Source organism: Enterococcus sp. 3G6_DIV0642 (genome assembly GCF_002140635.1).
GTDB lineage: Bacteria > Bacillota > Bacilli > Lactobacillales > Enterococcaceae > Enterococcus_D > Enterococcus_D casseliflavus.
The window spans coordinates 1,370,474-1,387,009 of record NZ_NGLH01000001.1; the positions used below are offsets into that span (position 1 = coordinate 1,370,474).

Genomic DNA, 16,536 nt, shown 5'->3' on the forward strand with positions numbered 1-16,536 from the left:
GGGGGGATCAATGATGCGGATCGGTGCTTACGGTGAGGTAATGATGCGGTTGACGCCACCAGAATATCGAACGTTGGAACAGACCCACTCTTTGCGAATGGATTTTACGGGAACAGGGGTCAATCTGTTAGGCAATTTGGCGCATTTCGGCTTGACGACGTCGATGCTGACGCAGGTGCCAGCCAACCGATTAGGAGATACGGCAAAAGCCAGCTTGCGTTCCTATGGGATTCAAACGGCATTTGTTGGCAAAAAATATAGTCATATCGGTAGTTATTTCGCCGAGATCGGCTACGGCGCTCGTCCGACCTATGTGACGTATCAAAATCGACATCATAGTTCCTTTGGCGTTTCAGGTCCAGAAGAATATGCTATCGATGGTTTTTTAGAAACGATCGATCTCATTCATATTTGCGGGATCTCTCTTAGTTTGACTGAGAAAACCTGGCAAACAGCTTTGGCTTTGGCGAAACAGGCCCATGCCAAGCAGATTCGCGTCTGCTTTGATTTCAACTTCCGTCCAAGCTTGAATGAAGAATTAAATCGGGAGGTACTGAAACAACGGTATGAAACGATCCTACCCTATTGTGACCTAGTTTTCGGCTCTGTCCGTGACTTGGAGGAGCTCTTGGCTTATCCCTTAGAGGAAACCGAAGGCGCCGAGCTTGCATTGATCCAATCCTTTATTGACCAGTATCAACTAGAATGGTTCTGCGGGACACGGCGTCTAGCCGTGGAAGACAAGCAGTTTATCAGCGGAAGGATCATTACGGCACAAGATACCTATGAAACGGCACCGCAGCTGCTGCAAGTATTGGATCGGATCGGGGCAGGGGATGCCTATGCTGCTGGCGTATTATTAGGCTACGCCGAAAAATGGTCACTCCAACGCACCGCTGATTTTGCTATCACGAATGCAGTATTGGCTCATACGATGCTGGGAGATGTCCCCTTAACCACCAAAGAACAAGTGGAACAAGTCTTACGGGCACCTGGGAAAGACTTGATTCGCTAGAAAAAACACTTGCGTCCTTCTCTTGATGGATGACTGTGCAAAAGTAGACCAATCGGCTGCTTTTGCGCAATCATTCACCGCTTTTAGGAGAAGGACGCAAGTGTTTTTATTGTTTTAAAAAGGCTTCTACTTTTTTCTCAGGGATCACCCACAACAATAGCACGAGACTATCCAGTGTGATGATGAATAAGGGATGGATCAGCCAGCCGAGGAGCAATGCCAGCACGTTGATAAACAACGTAAAGTAGAGTTTCTTGTATCCGCGAAACAGTTCTACGATGGCTTGATTATCAGGGTTGGCACGCACCAAGGATTTTCCTACAAGGAAATAGCTGAAATCCGTCAATAAAATGACAGCCCCGTATAGCAGCTGAGGGGCAAGAGCGACTGGATAACGACTGACCCATGACGTTACAAAAGGAAAGAGGGTCAGTGCCAGGATCAACAAATGATTCGCCCACAAGGTCCAACCGTCGATTTTAGACACTACTTGAAATAGATGATGGTGATTGTTCCAGTAGATCGCTAACATCACAAAGCTGATCAAATAAATAATAAATTGCTGTTCCACTCCTAAAAAAGAAGCAAAGGTATCGCCTTCGGGCTGGTGCAATTCCAATACTAATAAGGTCATTACGATCGCAATGACCGCATCGGTAAAGGCTTCGATTCGATTTTTTGACATGTACATCCATCCTTTTAAGTTTCTGTTTACTGGATCAGTGTACGCGATTGTCAGAAATTCGTCGAATGATTATTCTCGGGACAAAAGCCAACGTTCCAGCTATTTTGCAATTGGCCCATTGCCTAGTGCACCGAATAAAAACAAATTGATCGCTTCTGGCATCTTGTCTTCTTTTTCTGGTGAGTCCAAATGAGCCGCCATCAGTACTAACAATTGACTGGTGACAAATTCTGGGTCGACATCCGAACGGAGATTGGAATCACTGCGACGAAACAAGTCAAGAAACGGTTCTTTGTAATTTTTCCGCCAAAGCAAGTACAGTTTTTTAGAAGTGTCCTCAGAAACGGTATGCTGAATGTCGTGCATCATCATATAAAAATTGATGCGATGCCGACTTCTTAAAAAAAGAAACATGTTCAAGATTTTTTCAGAGATCGTCAAGGAAGTATCTTCAACGGTCTGATTTAATTTTCCAGAAACCTCTTGTGCCAAAGAGACCATCACTTCATAATAGATGGCTTCTTTGCCTTTGAAGTGATAATAAAGATTGGGTTGGGTGATGCCGACGGCTTCTGCGATCTGTCTAGTAGAAGTTGCTTGATACCCCTGCTGCATAAACAGGTTTTCTGCGACTCGTAATATTTTTTCTCGCAAGTTCAAAGTTAGCCCTCCCAACGTTCCTGACGAAGCATTTTTTTCGCGGTAAACAAAAGTTGGATTTTCCGTTGTTTCGGTACCGCTGTTTTTTCAGCAAATACTTGATAGTTGTTTTTGCGAATCACAGTCAAGATTTCCCGATAGATCAAAGCAGCTGCTAATAGAGCTTCACGGCAATCTTCATCGATTTGCGGCATCATGACAAAAGATTCTTGATAAAGCGTCTCTGCCAGTTGCGCCTCGTGTTCCCACATCTCGATAAACTGCGGGTTTTGATTGCCAGCTGCTAAAGCCTCTCGCGAAAGGTTGAATTGCGCCAAGACCGTTTGCGGCAGATAGATGCGGCCCATCCGCAGATCCTCGCCAATATCACGTAAAATATTGGTGCGCTGCATCGCTTCACCCAATTTGATGGCAGGCTCTTGAATCGCAGCGGCTGCTTGCGAGAGAATCGGCAAGAGCATCAGACCTACACTGCCAGCTACGTAGTAACTATAGTCAGAAAGCTCTTTTTCAGAGGTGGGCTGCTGGAAGTCAAGGTCTTGTTTTTGCCCCACCAATAGGTCGAAAAAGGGTTGAAATTGCAGATCAAACTGTTGGAAAGAAAGGGTCAATGCCCGCCAAATGGCTTCATCAGGATCTTCTTCCTTGACGGCTTGCGGCAAGTCGATCGTATCGTCTGATACTTGTTTTTGCATTTCTTCCAAGCGTTTTTTCATGGCTTCGATCAACAATGGGTCTTGCTTTTCATCGACGGCATCATCGGCACGTCGGCAAAAGGCGTAGACGGCATAGACGGCGCGGGCTTTGTCTTTTGGCAATTGAGAAAAGGCGGTATGAAAATTTTTCGAATGCTTTTTTATGATGGCCTCACAGTATAAAAAATCGTTGTCGTATTCATCAAAGACGCTTAATGATTTAACGGTCATCTTTTAACAACTCCTCCACAGCTAACTTGGCACTTTGCATCACGATTGGTACACCCGCTCCCGGATGCGTACTGCTGCCGCAGAAGTATAGGCCTTCTGCATAATCAAATTTATTATGGGGACGATAGTAATTGCTTTGGGCTAAGGTCGGTTTCAAGCCAAATGTCGCACCGTTGTAGGCATTGAACCGATCATTGAACGTATCTGGCGTATACATTTTTTCATACACGATGTGTTCATCGATATCCGTAAAGATCGTTTTTTCTTTTAATAATCCAATGATCTGCTGGCGGTAGCTTTGGATCGTTTCATCCGTCCATTGATCAAATTTAGATAATTCAGGTACTGGGACTAAAACATAAAGACCTTCTTGACCATCAGGTGCTAAGGAAGCATCTTTCAGGGTTGGGCGATACAAGTAGAAGGAAGGATCTTCTGGCAGCTTACCAGCCTCGAAAAGATCATCTACATTGCGTTTGAAATCATTGGCAAAATAAATGCTGTGGAGTGCGCTATCCTCATATTTTTTGTCCAGACCTAAATAAAGCAAGAAACAAGAACAAGAATAATCCATCGAAGCGATTTTATGATTGGTGTATTTGCCGCGTTTTGATTCATCAGGAATCAAGCTTTCCATAGCATAAGGAAAATCAGCCGCACAAATCACGGCATCTGCGGTGATCGTTTCTCCATTGACACGAACGCCTTTGGTTTGCTTGTTTTCGATCAATAATTCATCGATCGGCGTATTGTAATGGATCGTACCGCCTAATTCTTGGAACAAACGTGCCATACCAGTGGCTAACGTATACATGCCGCCTTTGATGAAATAGACCCCATACATCAACTCGATCATAGGGATGATCGTATAAAGGGACGGCCCTTGGTAAGGGGAGACACCGATATACAAGGTTTGAAACGCCAATGATTTACGCAGGCGATCATCTTTGACAAATTTAGAAATGGAAGAGTAGGCGTCACTAAACGTTCGCAGCTTTAACCCTGCCCATAATGATTTGGGATTGTAAAAATCTCGCCATGTCCGAAACGACTTGGTGATGAAGGACTCTTTGGCGATCACATAGCGTTTGTAAATATCTGCTAAAAAGGCAAAATAGCCTTGAGCATCTTCTTCTGAGATCGCTTCTAGCGTTTTGGTCAATTCTACTAAGTCATTTGAGAAGGTCAGCGGTTCGTCTTGGGCAAAATACAGCTGCAGCATCGGATCGACTTTCTCCATAGGAATATAGTCATTCGGATCAACGCCAGCAAATTCAAACACTTCACGATAAATTTCAGGCATCATCACGATAGTGGGGCCCACATCAAAGGTAAAGCCGTTTTCCTTGATCTGATTCATTTTGCCCCCAGGTTGACCTTCTTTTTCGTAGAGGGTGACGTCATAGCCAAGTTTTTGCAAACGGACAGCAGCAGCTAATCCTGACACGCCCGCACCGACAACAATAATTTTTTTCATGCTTGCTCCTTCTGCGAATCATCTGATTCGGCTTCTTTTTTCGTGTGTTCTTTTTCTTCTAAAACGCCATCTTTCATGACGAGAACCCGATCACAATAATCTGTTAAACGGGTATCATGGGTCACCATAATGGTGGCTTTTTGTTTTTCTTTGGTTTCTTTTGCTAAGATTTTGACGACTTCGACGGCTTTTTTTGAATCAAGACTCGCAGTTGGTTCATCTGCCAATATGATGGTGGGATCATGATAGAGCGCTCGGGCAATAGCCACACGCTGTCTTTCACCACCAGAAAGTTCATCGGGGTATTTGTTCTGCAGCTTTTCGATCCCAAGTTGTTCAAACAATTCAGTTGCTGATTGCTCTTGGGTTTCTTTGCTGACCTTATCCACTAATTGGAGTTGCTTTTTGACCGTCAAAAAAGGGACAAGGTTGGAAGCTTGTAAAATAAAGCCGATCTTTTTGAAACGAGTTTTTGCCCGTTGCTTTTCTTTTTGTTTACTGAAGGGTTCGTCATTGATAAACACTTCGCCTTCAGAGGGGGCTTGCAGACCACCGGCGATCGTTAGAAAGGTACTTTTCCCAGAGCCAGAAGGACCGATGATGGCGACAAATTCGCCTTTTTCTACCGAAAAGTTGGTTTCTTTCAAGGCTTCAATTGTCGCGTCCCCATCTTTAAATGATTTTTTGACTTGTTTGAATTCAATGGCACTCATGTTTTTTCCTCCTATCCGATTGCTTTCAATGGGTCGATTTTTACAATCGTTCGCACCGAGAAGAAAGCACCTAGCATCGCGATCAGAATCATCATGACACTGATACTAGCAAAGAATAATAGATTGATTTGGAATGGCACTGCCGCAGGTAACACGAGGGCGGTACCGATCGTTGCCAAACCACCGATCAAAACACCCGAGGTTGCCAATAAGAACGTTTGGGCGATCACCGAAAAAGCAATGTAGCGGCTAGAGATCCCTTGAGCTTTCATGACACCAAAAATTTCTGATTTTTGCATCGTTAGCACATAGATAAAAATACCGATAACGATGGCAGCGATCACGATCAAGAACCCGATCATAAAGCCAAAGGTCAGCACTTGCGCGTTGTAACCAGGCAATTCATTAATAAATTTGCTGATATCCGTAGCGACCAGATCATCTGGCACTTCTTTGATTTTGCCGCGAGTCACGATCGCGTTGATACGGGCATTTTCAGAATCATCTTCTTTTTCAAAACGAATTTCTTGATAAGCACCGATCGAGGTGTAGAGGACCGGAGCGACACTGAAGCGGGCGTTATCTGTAAAACCGACGATTTTCAATTTTTTGTCACTGCCTGCTAATTTGATGGTGTCACCAATGGAAATCCCGTATTCTTCCTCAATACTGCTGTCGGCGACCGCTTCATCATCTGAAGCAAACATCTCGCCATCGGTAATATTTGGTGCTAAAAATTGATCTGGATCAATGCCGAAAAAGGTGACATCGACTTTTTCACCGTTGTCTTCTTTGGTCACAACTCCAGCGGTTTGCGCCAAAACTGCTTTTTCTGGTGCATCGACTTCATCATAAAGACTGCGAGGAAGCATCGACATGTTTAAATTATCATTTGCTTCTTCGGTCAACAAAATTTGATCTGCCTCCCATTTGTCGACCGCCATCCGATTATCTTGAGCCAACCCGTAAGCTAACCCAGTTAAAAAAAAGACCAAATAGGCGATTAAAAACATGACCCCTGTGACTAGGGCGTAACGCAATTTGGAATGGCGTATTTCATTGATTGCCAAAAACATAACGATTCCTCCTAATATTTTATCACTTGATAAAATAAAAATACCATTTTTTTTATTTTCAGCAAACTATCTTGCTTACAAAGAGTAAATTCGGTGAAAAAAGGAAGGTTATTTAGAAGGGGCGTCTGTTGATTGAAGAAAACCACTTGCTGCCCTTTGATTTGAATAGGAGCGTAGGAGTAGCGAGGGGGCGGGGGATTTTAGTGGAGAAAGAACGTTTAGAATAACAGTAAAAGCCCTCTGATTCAGTGCAGACACAACTGCGGCGCTGAATCAGAGGGTTCCTATTTGAAGTCTGGTGCTGGATCAAAGTTTCAATCGTCAGTTTCTTTTCTTGTAGCGATAACTAACGGCACGATTTTTTCAAAGGAGTGACGGAAGCTTTCAGGTTGTGCTAATTTTTGATAGATGATCGCCAAACCATCTTGGTTTTTGCGATAATCCAACCAAACCTTCAGCTCACTTTGAGGACCGTATTTCTTTGAAATGTACTGATACGCTTCATGATGCAATTGTTCTAAATCTGTCAGCTGCTTTTTCTCATAAGCAAAAAGCAAGGTTCGCTTGAGGATTCGCTCAAAATCTAAGTCGCGATCGGCTTCGGAAATAATTTTGCCATAAAGCGAGCGAGGCTCATAGGGCAGCGAGGCGCGATGATCTTCTACAGCTTCGCCGATCATTGAAATGACTGGAGGAGAGAAAAAGCGTGGCAACACAGCATCTTGTTCAACGATCTTGCGGGAATTGCTTTCGTGGTTTTTGCGGCCATAGAGCAAGCCGATATCATGGTAGGCAGCTACCGTATAGACGATATTCAGGTCAACGGGCAATGTTTCAGCAATTTCAAAACTATTTTGGATCACTTGGTGGACGCGCGCTGGGGAGTGACTGCTATCCAATTGGTTGTATTGCGGGATGATGGAGCTTTCAATATAGTGCTTTAGTTGTGGATCAATCGGTGCATCAATCTTCATTTGTCTGGTTCTCCTGCCTTTCATGTGCTAGATGAGGGGGAATTGAGCCAGTGCCAAATCGATCAATTGTTGCTAGACCTAGCGGCTGACGACAAAAGCCAAAGGGCTGTCCATCAATGGTGATTTGCTGCTTGAGCCACGGAAGGTAACTGATAGTATTGGTTGGATCGCCAGCAGCTGCTTGTTCCATATTCTGCCATTCATTCGACGTAGAAATCGTTGCATCACCTTTCAATAAGCCCTGCCAAATCACCTGGATCTCCTTGGGACAAAGGTTTCCTGCCATTGATGACAGCCCGTTAAACCCTAGTGCGACCTTTTCCTCCAAGTCCGCTTCACCACCAGCATAAAAGCGAAAATCGGCAGCCGTCTTTGTTTTTAGTTGAGGCACTCGCTCCTTCCTGCCAGCTTCTTTTAAGCCGATCACCCGAGGGTCAGCGATCAAGGTCAAGATACTTTCTGCAGATAAATCAAAGCCCGTGCGGCGGGGATTGTTGTAAAAAATAACTGGTTTTTCGCAAGTATGGATCAATCCCTGAGCATAGAGCACGGCTTCCTTTTGCGTCAGGCAAAGATAAGGGGGAAAGCCTAAAACCACACCATCGATTCGGGGATTTTTGCTAATTGCTTCTGCCAACGCGAGCGTTTCATGAAATACGATGCCAGCTAAACCGAAGAGGACTTCGAAATCGGCTGCCCAGCTGGTTTCTTGCGCTAAGGCATGTAGAAGTTTTTTTTTCTGTCAAGGTCAATGAGTGCTGTTCACCGGTGGAGCCGCACACCAAAACCGATTTGATCCCTTGCTTTTGCAGTTGCAAGATATGAGCGATCGTTCTTTTCGTGTCAAGTCTTTCTGCATGATCAAATGCTGTTGGGACGGCAACATGCAGTGAGTGATTCAATGAAGTCATCCGATTCATCCTTTCTTGTGATACGTTTAGCCAGCGATGTTCTTCTTGCTTCTGGTGCAAGCCAAGGAAGACGAAACAACTGATTATCCACTAAGTGTAGCAAACTTCTCGTTTCAGCAAAAGGCTTAGCAAAATATTTTTAAAACGGTGGTTGCGTTTTCAAATAAAGCATGGTATTATGCAAGTAATAAAACAGGCATGTGACTGGTAATGCAGGCAGGACCTATAAAAAACATGGAAGGGATCGTTGGATTCCGTTCAATGTTTTTGTAGGTGCTGCCTGCTTTTTTCTTTGTTTGGCCAACAAAGGAAAACTAATTAAAGGAGAAGAAAATTATGAATGTAAAAGAAACGGCAACTGCCATCGTTGAGTTGATTGGCGGAAAAGAAAATATCGCACATTTGGAACATTGCTCCACACGCTTGCGCTTTACCTTAAAAGACAATAGCCTCGTACAAAAAGATGCCTTGGAAAAAGTCGATGGCGTGATTGGGGTGCGACAAAATGTCCAATGCCAAGTCATCATCGGCAATGATGTCGTCGAAGTGTATGATGAGGTTATGAATGTGTTAGGTCATGAGCTAACAGCGGATGGAGGAAGTGAAGGCAAACAAAAACAATCGTGGGGTGCAGTCCTGCTTGATTTTATTATCTCGATATTTCAACCGTTGATTCCAGCAGTCGCTGGAGGGGGCGTCTTGAAATCCTTACTGTTACTTGCTTCTGTCACTGGATTGATGGACAATACGAGCCAGACGTATCAAATTTTGAATCTGATCGGTGGCGCACCATTGTATTTCTTACCGATTTTAGTGGCGATCACCACGGCAAATAAATTAAAGGTCAACCAATTGGTGGCGGTTTCCGCTGTTGGTGCCTTGATTTTGCCTGAACTAACGACACTATTGACAGATGGCGCAGCGTTCATGGGCTTCGGTTTACAAAATATCGCCTATGCGTCACAAGTATTTCCAGCAATTTTAACGGTTTTATTTTACGCTCAAATTGAAAAGCTGTTTACCCGAATTTCACCAAAACCGATCCGTATCTTCTTTGTTCCGATGATGAGCTTAGTTATTACGGTTCCAGTTGCTTTATTGATTTTAGGCCCATTAGGCTTTGAAGTCGGAACGATTTTTTCAGCAGCGATCATTTGGCTGTATGCCCATTTAGGTTGGGTGGCAACAGGGATCTTAGCTGCTGTTTTACCATTGATGGTGGTTACTGGTATGCACAAAGCCATGATTCCCTATGCTGTTTCGTCTATGAGTGAGATGGGGGCAGAGCTGTTATACTTGCCTGCCTCATTGGCACATAACATTGCAGAAGCTGGTGCTTGTTTTGCGGTGAGTGTTCGGACCAAAGACCAAAAACTTCGTTCAACCGCTGTTTCTGCAGGCATCTCCGCCCTTTTTGGCATCACCGAGCCTGCTTTGTATGGGGTGACGATCCTGCATAAACGAGTGCTTTACGGCGTGATGGCTTCCAGCCTAGTTGGTGGTGCGGTGGCTGGTTTGTTTGCCATCAAGGCCTTCGCATTAGTTGGCCCTGGTCTAGCAAGTATCACTATGTTCGTGGATGAAGCCAACCCGATGAATCTTGTGTGGGCAGTGGTCACGTTAGGGGTATCCTTTGCTGTTTCTTTTGTCCTTGTCCTTTTCTTATTCAAAGACAAAGTGGTAGAAAATAAGACGACTGTTGCCGATCCCAAAGCCGAAGTATTGAGCAAACCAGTAGATGGGCAAGTGGTAGCTTTATCTGAAGTCAACGATGAAGTCTTTTCAAGCGGCATGATCGGAGAAGGGTTCGGGATCATTCCGACGTCTGGCGAATTGATCGCACCAGAAGATGGCGAGATCACGATGTTGTTTGAAACCAACCATGCGATCGGGTTAAAAACCCGCAATGGCGCAGAATTGCTCTTTCATATCGGCTTGGATACCGTTCAACTAGAAGGCAAACACTTTACCCCTTATGTAAAAGCGGGGGATCAAGTGAAACAAGGGCAACCGCTGATCCAATTTGATTTGGATGCCATCAAAGCAGCTGGTTTTGATCCAATCGTGATCTGTGTGGTCACCAATCAAGAAAACTTTACGGTCAAAACGATCGAATCAACCGATGAGCAAAGCGACCAAGGTGTCCTATTGATCGCACCGCTCGTCTAAACAATTGAACAATGCAACAAAAACAATGTAAAAAGGGGATTGAAAAAATGACTGAAACAACTTTTCCAAAGGACTTCTTATGGGGTGGCGCTATCGCCGCAAATCAAGTAGAAGGAGGTTGGAATCTTGGCGGCAAAGGCTTGTCGGTGGCAGATGTGGCGACCTACAAACCTCATGTCGATAACAAAGATTATGCGGCGCACATGAACGTGACCGTAGAAGCCGTCAAAGAAGCGATGGCAGATCCAACAGATACCATTTATCCAAAACGGCGAGGAATCGATTTCTATCACCGCTATCCAGAAGATTTGGCTTTGTTTGCGGAAATGGGCTTTAAAGTGTTGCGATTGTCGATTGCGTGGACCCGTTTGTTCCCAACCGGGGAAGAAACGACACCCAATCAAGAAGGGATCGCTTTTTACCGCAATGTCTTTCAAGAAATGCAGCGCTTGGGGATCAAACCGATCGTAACGTTGTCTCACTATGAAATGCCGCTAGCGCTTAGCTTGAAGTACAATGGCTGGGTGGAACGCAAAGTGATCGATGACTTTGTCCGCTTTGCAACCGTCTGTTTTGAAGAATTTGGGGAGTATGTGGAGTATTGGCTGACCTTTAACGAAATCGACAGTATCCATCGTCATCCCTTTACAACAGCGGGCATCATTCCAGAACAATCAGAAGCAGGCAAAGAAGAACAGGATGTGTATCAAGCGCTCCATCACCAATTTGTTGCCAGCTCATTAGTGACCAAAATCGCTCATGAGAAAAACCCAAACAATAAAGTTGGCTGCATGTTAACGAAGCTAATGACATATCCATTGACTTGTGACCCATTGGATGTTGAATTGACCTTAAAGAAAAACTTGGAAAATGATTTTTATGCGGACGTTCAAGTCAAGGGGGCTTATCCGCGAATGATTGAAAAAGATCTGGAAAAACGCGGCATCAAAATTGAAATGGCACCAGAAGACCGCCAAATCTTAAAAGATCACACCGTTGATTTTCTTTCCTTTAGTTATTATATGTCTATGGCCGAATCAGGTGATCCAAATGCCGAACGGACACCGGGCAATACGGTTTTAGGGGTAAAAAATCCCAAGCTGCCATCAACTGAATGGGGCTGGCAGATCGATCCTAAAGGCTTGAAAATCTCCTTGCTTTCATTGTATGATCGGTATCAAGTGCCATTAATGATCGTTGAAAATGGTATGGGCGCCGTGGATGTCCTTGAAGACGGCCGAGTGCATGATCCGTATCGGGTCGATTATTTCAAGGCACACTTCAAACAAATGAAGGAAGCCATCGATGAAGGGGTCGATTTGATTGGTTATACTTCTTGGGCACCGATCGATCTGGTCAGTGCTGGGACGTCACAAGTGACGAAACGCTATGGCTTCATTTATGTGGATGCCGATGATGAAGGAAACGGCAGTTATGACCGTTTGAAAAAAGATTCCTTCGACTGGTACAAAGAAGTGATCGCCACCAATGGCGCAAGTTTGGCAGAATAAACAGTGAGGAGCGAGAGTGCATGATTTACATCAAGAAAGTCTTAAATTCAAGTGTCGTACTTGTTGATAAGGAAGGCCAAGAAATGATTGCACTTGGGAAAGGCATCGGCTATGGAAAGAAAGTCGGCGACAGCATAGCCGATACCCAGATCGATCAAGTTTTTCTGCCAATCGATGAAAAAAAATCAGGTCAGTTTGCCGATTTAGTGGATGAGATTCCGTTGTACTATTTTGAAATGACCAAAGAAATCGTCCAGCTGGCGCAAAAAATGCTGCCATATCCGCTAAATTCAACGATTTACCTCACCTTATCGGATCACTTGCACTTTGCTGTAGAACGTCAGCAAAAAGGCTTGAGTGTGACGAATCGGCTCTATTGGGAAATCAAGAATTACTATACAGAGGAATTTCGAGCCGCCGAACAGGCACTGCGCTTACTGAAAGAGAAGTATCAGATTGAGCTGCCAGAAGAAGAAGCCTCCAATATCGCGTTTCATTTGATCAATGCCCAGTCGAACACCGAGGAAAATCAAGATGGGTTGAAAAAGGCCAAATTGATCGGGTTGATCGTCAATATGGTGCGCTACTCGATCCAGCAAGACGTCAACACCAATTCGATCCATTATAATCGCTTTATCACCCACGTGCGTTTCTTCGTTGACCGATTCTTTTTGGATGGTCTGCTGCAAGAAGAAGATGAAGGACTATACCGTCAAATGTGGGCTCTTTATCCGAATGCTATGGAGATTGCGACAAAAGTCAAAGCCTATATCGATAAAGAATACCAAACGAAGATCCCTGTCAATGAAATCGTCTATCTAGGCGTTCATATCAATCGATTGATGAATCATTCAGCGATTAATTCCTAAGCGTCCTCATTTTAACAAACATAAACAAGCCGTTTTCCTTTGCTGGAGAAACGGCTTGTTTGTGTTTAGTAGGCTTGCTTGTTAGGAATCACGCCTCGAACGCCACCTTTTGGCTGCTCCACGTCGCCTTGGTAGCGTGGGATCAAATGACAATGGCAATGAAAGACCGTCTGTCCAGCAGCCTCCCCGCAATTGAAGCCGATGTTGAAGCCGTCTGGTCGATAGGTTTCCAATAAATAAGCTTTGTCTTCCTGCAACAAAGCCTGCAAGTCTTGTAATTCCTCTTGGGTGAGAGCAAAATAATCCCTGCGATGCGCTTTGGGGATCAATAGCAAGTGTCCAGGGCTGACGGGGTACTTATCAGCGATCGCATAAAAGCGTTCGTTTTCAATGATCGCATGTTTTGAGGCAGTACAAAAAATACAAGTCAAAATCTTTCGCTCCTTTTTCTCGGCTAGATAGCGTATCAATACTTATCTTTAGTGTACCAAAAGCTGATTTGAAATGAAACGCACGACAAAAAGCATGTCCTTTTGAGTCAATTGACAGTAAAATAAAAAAAAGTTTATAGATTCGCTTGACTTAGAGTGCACTTCAACCTGTATGCTTAGTGTAACTTAAAAAAACAGGAGGACGTACAAATGGACTATGTAAAATTTGGCAATACAGGACTTGATGTGTCACCTTTGTGTCTAGGGACAATGGGATTTGGCGATCCCAACAGCGGGTTTCATGAGTGGGTGTTAGAAGAAGACGACAGTCGTGAAGTCATCAAAAAAGCCTTGGATCTGGGCATCAACTTTTTTGATACGGCAAATGTCTATTCTTATGGAGCGAGCGAAGAAATCGTCGGTCGAGCATTGAATGATTTTGCACCCCGGGATGAGATCGTGGTTGCCACAAAACTATATTCTAAAATGAAACAGCGACCTAACAGTGGAGGCTTATCCCGAAAAGCGATTTTTTATCAAGTCGAACAAAGCTTAAAACGCCTGCAAATGGACTACATTGATCTGTATATCATCCATCGTTGGGATTACCACACGCCAATTGAAGAAACCATGAAGGCATTACATGATTTGGTAGTTTCTGGAAAAGTACGCTATATCGGCGCATCTGCGATGTACGCTTGGCAATTTGCCAAAGCACAAGCAGTCGCTGAAAAAAATGGCTGGACCAAATTTGTTTCGATGCAAAATCACTTGAACTTGCTTTATCGAGAAGAAGAGCGGGAAATGATGCCCTTGTGTGCCGATCAAAAAATTGCCGTGACGCCATATAGCCCATTGGCTGCTGGACGGTTAACAAGAGATTGGGGTGCAGAGACCAAACGGTACTTAACGGATAAAACCGCCAATCAAAAGTACGACAAAACGATGGAACAAGACCGAGAGATCGTGGCGCGGGTCGCACAGATCGCTGACAAACACCAAAGCAAACGGGCGCAAATCGCCTTGGCATGGTTATTACAAAAAGAACAAGTGGTCGCACCAATTATCGGCGCAACAAAAGAAAGCTATTTATTAGATGCATTACCTGCCCTTGATCTAAAGCTGACTGCCGAAGAGATTGCGTATTTGGAAGAGCCATACTTGCCTCATGCAGTGGTAGGAGCGGAATAACGAGTAACAAAAGGGCTTCTGGCTCGTAGCATACAAAACGATCTAGGAAAAAATGCAAAACAAGGAAGTGAAGCCATGAATATCAAAAAAGTCAGTGAACTGAGCGGTGTCTCAGCTGATACCATCCGTTACTATGAAAAAATTGGGCTGATCCCGGCGGTCAAACGCAATAAAAACGGTGTTCGTGAATTTGATGATGACGACTTAAAATGGATCACCTTTACTAGGCAAATGCGCAACGCTGGACTATCGATTGATGGCCTGAGTCATTACCTAGCTTTATTTGAAGAAGGGCGTGGGACGGTTCCTGAGCGCAAGCAGCTGTTAGCCGAACAAATTGCAGTTTTGCGGGAGAAAATCTCAGATATGACGGAAGCTGTTGAACGTTTAGAATACAAATTGGAACATTACGACGAGCATGTTCTGCCGACTGAAGAACGACTGCGTCAACGCAAAGCCAATCTCATCAACCAGACTTTATGACAAGCCATTTTTTCTACTCAAAGAACGAGGCTTGAATTTTTCAAAAATGAAAGGGAGCTTATGAAACGACTTGCGATTTTAGGTGCTGCTGGCACGATCGGTCAGCGATCACGGCAAAAACTTTTGGAAAGAACCAATCGACCACTCGTACTCTATGCCCGCCGTGCAACGGAGCGTTTGCATGAGATCGATGCTGCGCGTGAGACGATCATTGATGGTGACTTTCTCGATTTAGGACGACTCGTTCGGGCATTGCAAGGCTGCCAGTCGGTTTTTTTGACGGATATCCATGATCCTCGAGCAACGCTGCGGGTGATCGAGGCAATGAAATTAGCAGAGGTCAACCAATTGATCAGTGTCGCACCCGAAAAAAGACTTTGTACATCGGAGGCATTGAAGCAATTGGCAGACTTAACAGCGCCTTTTCTTGCCCCTGAAAAGCATCAGCTGCTCTTGCAGCAAAAAAATCGCTTGATGTCCTACCAATTGATTGTAGGCTCAGAGTTGGCTGTTCGCTTTGTTCATTTGCCATCAATGGAAGAATGTATGTTACAGCCAGGGGGATGGCAAGAAGCAGTCGCAGAAGAAATGCTTGCGATGTATCACTGCTATACAGCCTAAAGCCTGTGCATTTGTGATGAAAACCAACATGCTTTCTTGAAGTTCAGAATCATTTTTTTCATGTTTTCATGAAAAAAATGGTTCTTTCTTTTGAGCTTTTTTTGATAGAATAGACAGAAGCTTTTATCCATAAAATTAGTTGCCAGATTGAAAGGAGAACGTTGATGGAATCACTTATCAAAAAAAATCTTGCTTTATTGCTTGGGGTGCTGTGGATCTGCATCGCATTAAACTTTTTCCTTTTGCCTCACAGTATTGCTTCTGCTGGTGTCGGGTCGATCGGCTACCTGATCGAAACCGGCTGGTCGATCAATCGTCATATCGTTGTCTGGGGGATTAATTTATTGATGCTGGCGTTGGCATTTTTGCTTTTAAAGCGAGAGGTCTTTGTCAATACGGTTATCGGCAGTCTGGCATTTCCCGTTCTTCTGGCGCTTTTACCAGAGATCATGCTCTTGCGTTTTTATTCTGTTTCCTTGATTTTAGGTAGTTTCTTCTTTAGCTTCGGTATTTTTTCACTTTATAAAATCAGTGCTTCCAATGGTGGGGTCACGATTCCGCCGCTGATTTTGGAAAAATACTATGGCATTCGAAAGTCTAGTGGTGTCTTCTTAACCAATCTGATCATCATCTTGTTGAATCTCCTGATTTTTTCTTGGCAAGAAGCCCTCATTTCCGCTTTCTCTATCTATTTGATTGCCTTTTTCATGCGCTTCTTTATGCGGATCGAGCAAAAAACACAGGCAAAAAAAGCAGTGAACGTTCAAGAAACAGCAGAACTAGAATAAACTAGCAGAAGCAAACCATCGGTGCAACAGGTAGTG

Annotated in this window: 16 protein-coding genes and 1 pseudogene; 8 read left to right on the plus strand and 9 right to left on the minus strand. The window is 44.2% G+C overall.

Annotation, left to right across the window (positions count from 1 at the left end; translation table 11 throughout):
* Window positions 1-10: 10 nt before the first annotated feature.
* Window positions 11-1,015: a sugar kinase gene (locus A5878_RS06475; RefSeq protein ID WP_086295013.1), complete on the plus strand. Its 1,005-nt coding sequence runs from the start codon at window positions 11-13 to the stop codon at window positions 1,013-1,015.
* 106 nt (window positions 1,016-1,121) lie between these two features.
* Here the strand turns inward: A5878_RS06475 and A5878_RS06480 are convergent, their stop codons facing one another.
* The 8 genes and pseudogenes from A5878_RS06480 to A5878_RS06515 all read right to left on the minus strand — a co-directional run bounded on the left by A5878_RS06480 (window position 1,122) and on the right by A5878_RS06515 (window position 8,437).
* A complete protein-coding gene (locus A5878_RS06480) occupies window positions 1,122-1,700 on the minus strand; it encodes a TMEM175 family protein (RefSeq protein WP_074535651.1) in 579 nt (192 codons plus the stop codon).
* A 99-nt stretch (window positions 1,701-1,799) separates the two neighbouring features.
* Window positions 1,800-2,360 carry a TetR/AcrR family transcriptional regulator gene (locus A5878_RS06485; protein ID WP_086295015.1) on the minus strand — a complete coding sequence of 187 codons (561 nt, stop codon included), beginning with the start codon at window positions 2,358-2,360 and terminating at the stop codon, window positions 1,800-1,802.
* A gap of 2 nt (window positions 2,361-2,362) precedes the next feature.
* Entirely contained in the window at window positions 2,363-3,286 is a 924-nt protein-coding gene (locus tag A5878_RS06490) for a phytoene/squalene synthase family protein (RefSeq protein WP_086295017.1), read from the minus strand.
* Window positions 3,276-4,763 carry an NAD(P)/FAD-dependent oxidoreductase gene (locus A5878_RS06495; protein WP_086295019.1) on the minus strand — a complete coding sequence of 496 codons (1,488 nt, stop codon included), beginning with the start codon at window positions 4,761-4,763 and terminating at the stop codon, window positions 3,276-3,278. Before A5878_RS06495 ends, A5878_RS06490 begins: the two co-directional genes overlap by 11 nt.
* On the minus strand, window positions 4,760-5,476 hold the full coding sequence (locus A5878_RS06500) for an ABC transporter ATP-binding protein (protein ID WP_005225713.1): 717 nt from the start codon (window positions 5,474-5,476) through the stop codon (window positions 4,760-4,762). The genes A5878_RS06495 and A5878_RS06500 overlap by 4 nt, the downstream gene beginning before the upstream one ends.
* 11 nt (window positions 5,477-5,487) lie before the next feature.
* Complete coding sequence (locus tag A5878_RS06505; protein ID WP_005235249.1) at window positions 5,488-6,552, minus strand: ABC transporter permease; 1,065 nt, start codon at window positions 6,550-6,552, stop codon at window positions 5,488-5,490.
* Between the two features lie 314 nt (window positions 6,553-6,866).
* The gene (locus tag A5878_RS06510) at window positions 6,867-7,526 is read right to left on the minus strand and encodes an HD domain-containing protein (protein WP_086295021.1); all 660 of its coding nucleotides are present in this window, start codon (window positions 7,524-7,526) and stop codon (window positions 6,867-6,869) included.
* Window positions 7,516-8,437: pseudogene (locus A5878_RS06515) on the minus strand (dihydrodipicolinate synthase family protein). The gene A5878_RS06510 and the pseudogene A5878_RS06515 overlap by 11 nt, the downstream one beginning before the upstream one ends.
* Before the next feature lie 336 nt (window positions 8,438-8,773).
* Here A5878_RS06515 and A5878_RS06520 point away from each other — a divergent pair.
* Genes A5878_RS06520 through A5878_RS06530 form a run of 3 tightly spaced genes read left to right on the plus strand, consistent with a single transcriptional unit; the run spans window position 8,774 to window position 12,986 of the window.
* Window positions 8,774-10,606, plus strand: a complete 1,833-nt coding sequence (locus A5878_RS06520; protein ID WP_086295023.1) for a beta-glucoside-specific PTS transporter subunit IIABC — start codon at window positions 8,774-8,776, stop codon at window positions 10,604-10,606.
* A 47-nt stretch (window positions 10,607-10,653) separates the two neighbouring features.
* A complete protein-coding gene (locus A5878_RS06525) occupies window positions 10,654-12,117 on the plus strand; it encodes a glycoside hydrolase family 1 protein (RefSeq protein ID WP_086295025.1) in 1,464 nt (487 codons plus the stop codon).
* A 20-nt stretch (window positions 12,118-12,137) separates the two neighbouring features.
* Window positions 12,138-12,986 (plus strand): PRD domain-containing protein, encoded by an 849-nt coding sequence (locus A5878_RS06530; protein WP_010747958.1) that lies wholly within the window; start codon window positions 12,138-12,140, stop codon window positions 12,984-12,986.
* A 65-nt stretch (window positions 12,987-13,051) separates the two neighbouring features.
* On the opposite strand, the gene A5878_RS06535 is transcribed toward A5878_RS06530, so the two are convergent.
* Window positions 13,052-13,417, minus strand: a complete 366-nt coding sequence (locus A5878_RS06535; protein ID WP_086295027.1) for an HIT family protein — start codon at window positions 13,415-13,417, stop codon at window positions 13,052-13,054.
* Window positions 13,418-13,627: 210 nt separating this feature from the next.
* On the opposite strand from A5878_RS06535, the gene A5878_RS06540 reads away from it, so the two are divergent.
* The 4 genes from A5878_RS06540 to A5878_RS06555 all read left to right on the plus strand — a co-directional run bounded on the left by A5878_RS06540 (window position 13,628) and on the right by A5878_RS06555 (window position 16,500).
* Window positions 13,628-14,608: an aldo/keto reductase gene (locus tag A5878_RS06540; RefSeq protein ID WP_086295029.1), complete on the plus strand. Its 981-nt coding sequence runs from the start codon at window positions 13,628-13,630 to the stop codon at window positions 14,606-14,608.
* Between the two features lie 75 nt (window positions 14,609-14,683).
* Window positions 14,684-15,091, plus strand: coding sequence for a MerR family transcriptional regulator (locus A5878_RS06545; RefSeq protein WP_086295031.1), 408 nt, complete (start codon window positions 14,684-14,686; stop codon window positions 15,089-15,091).
* 60 nt (window positions 15,092-15,151) lie between these two features.
* Window positions 15,152-15,712: an NAD(P)H-binding protein gene (locus A5878_RS06550; protein WP_086295033.1), complete on the plus strand. Its 561-nt coding sequence runs from the start codon at window positions 15,152-15,154 to the stop codon at window positions 15,710-15,712.
* A gap of 164 nt (window positions 15,713-15,876) precedes the next feature.
* The gene (locus A5878_RS06555) at window positions 15,877-16,500 is read left to right on the plus strand and encodes a YitT family protein (RefSeq protein WP_086295035.1); all 624 of its coding nucleotides are present in this window, start codon (window positions 15,877-15,879) and stop codon (window positions 16,498-16,500) included.
* The last annotated feature ends 36 nt before the right edge of the window (window positions 16,501-16,536 follow it).

What these genes read in the sequence shown, in the direction of transcription:
- A5878_RS06475 (WP_086295013.1), top strand. Translation starts at nt 11, where the DNA reads ATGATGCGGATCGGTGCTTACGGTGAGGTAATGATGCGGTTGACGCCA.
- A5878_RS06480 (WP_074535651.1), bottom strand. Translation starts at nt 1,700, where the DNA reads ATGTCAAAAAATCGAATCGAAGCCTTTACCGATGCGGTCATTGCGATC.
- A5878_RS06490 (WP_086295017.1), bottom strand. Translation starts at nt 3,286, where the DNA reads ATGACCGTTAAATCATTAAGCGTCTTTGATGAATACGACAACGATTTT.
- A5878_RS06495 (WP_086295019.1), bottom strand. Translation starts at nt 4,763, where the DNA reads ATGAAAAAAATTATTGTTGTCGGTGCGGGCGTGTCAGGATTAGCTGCT.
- A5878_RS06500 (WP_005225713.1), bottom strand. Translation starts at nt 5,476, where the DNA reads ATGAGTGCCATTGAATTCAAACAAGTCAAAAAATCATTTAAAGATGGG.
- A5878_RS06505 (WP_005235249.1), bottom strand. Translation starts at nt 6,552, where the DNA reads ATGTTTTTGGCAATCAATGAAATACGCCATTCCAAATTGCGTTACGCC.
- A5878_RS06510 (WP_086295021.1), bottom strand. Translation starts at nt 7,526, where the DNA reads ATGAAGATTGATGCACCGATTGATCCACAACTAAAGCACTATATTGAA.
- A5878_RS06520 (WP_086295023.1), top strand. Translation starts at nt 8,774, where the DNA reads ATGAATGTAAAAGAAACGGCAACTGCCATCGTTGAGTTGATTGGCGGA.
- A5878_RS06525 (WP_086295025.1), top strand. Translation starts at nt 10,654, where the DNA reads ATGACTGAAACAACTTTTCCAAAGGACTTCTTATGGGGTGGCGCTATC.
- A5878_RS06530 (WP_010747958.1), top strand. Translation starts at nt 12,138, where the DNA reads ATGATTTACATCAAGAAAGTCTTAAATTCAAGTGTCGTACTTGTTGAT.
- A5878_RS06540 (WP_086295029.1), top strand. Translation starts at nt 13,628, where the DNA reads ATGGACTATGTAAAATTTGGCAATACAGGACTTGATGTGTCACCTTTG.
- A5878_RS06545 (WP_086295031.1), top strand. Translation starts at nt 14,684, where the DNA reads ATGAATATCAAAAAAGTCAGTGAACTGAGCGGTGTCTCAGCTGATACC.
- A5878_RS06550 (WP_086295033.1), top strand. Translation starts at nt 15,152, where the DNA reads ATGAAACGACTTGCGATTTTAGGTGCTGCTGGCACGATCGGTCAGCGA.
- A5878_RS06555 (WP_086295035.1), top strand. Translation starts at nt 15,877, where the DNA reads ATGGAATCACTTATCAAAAAAAATCTTGCTTTATTGCTTGGGGTGCTG.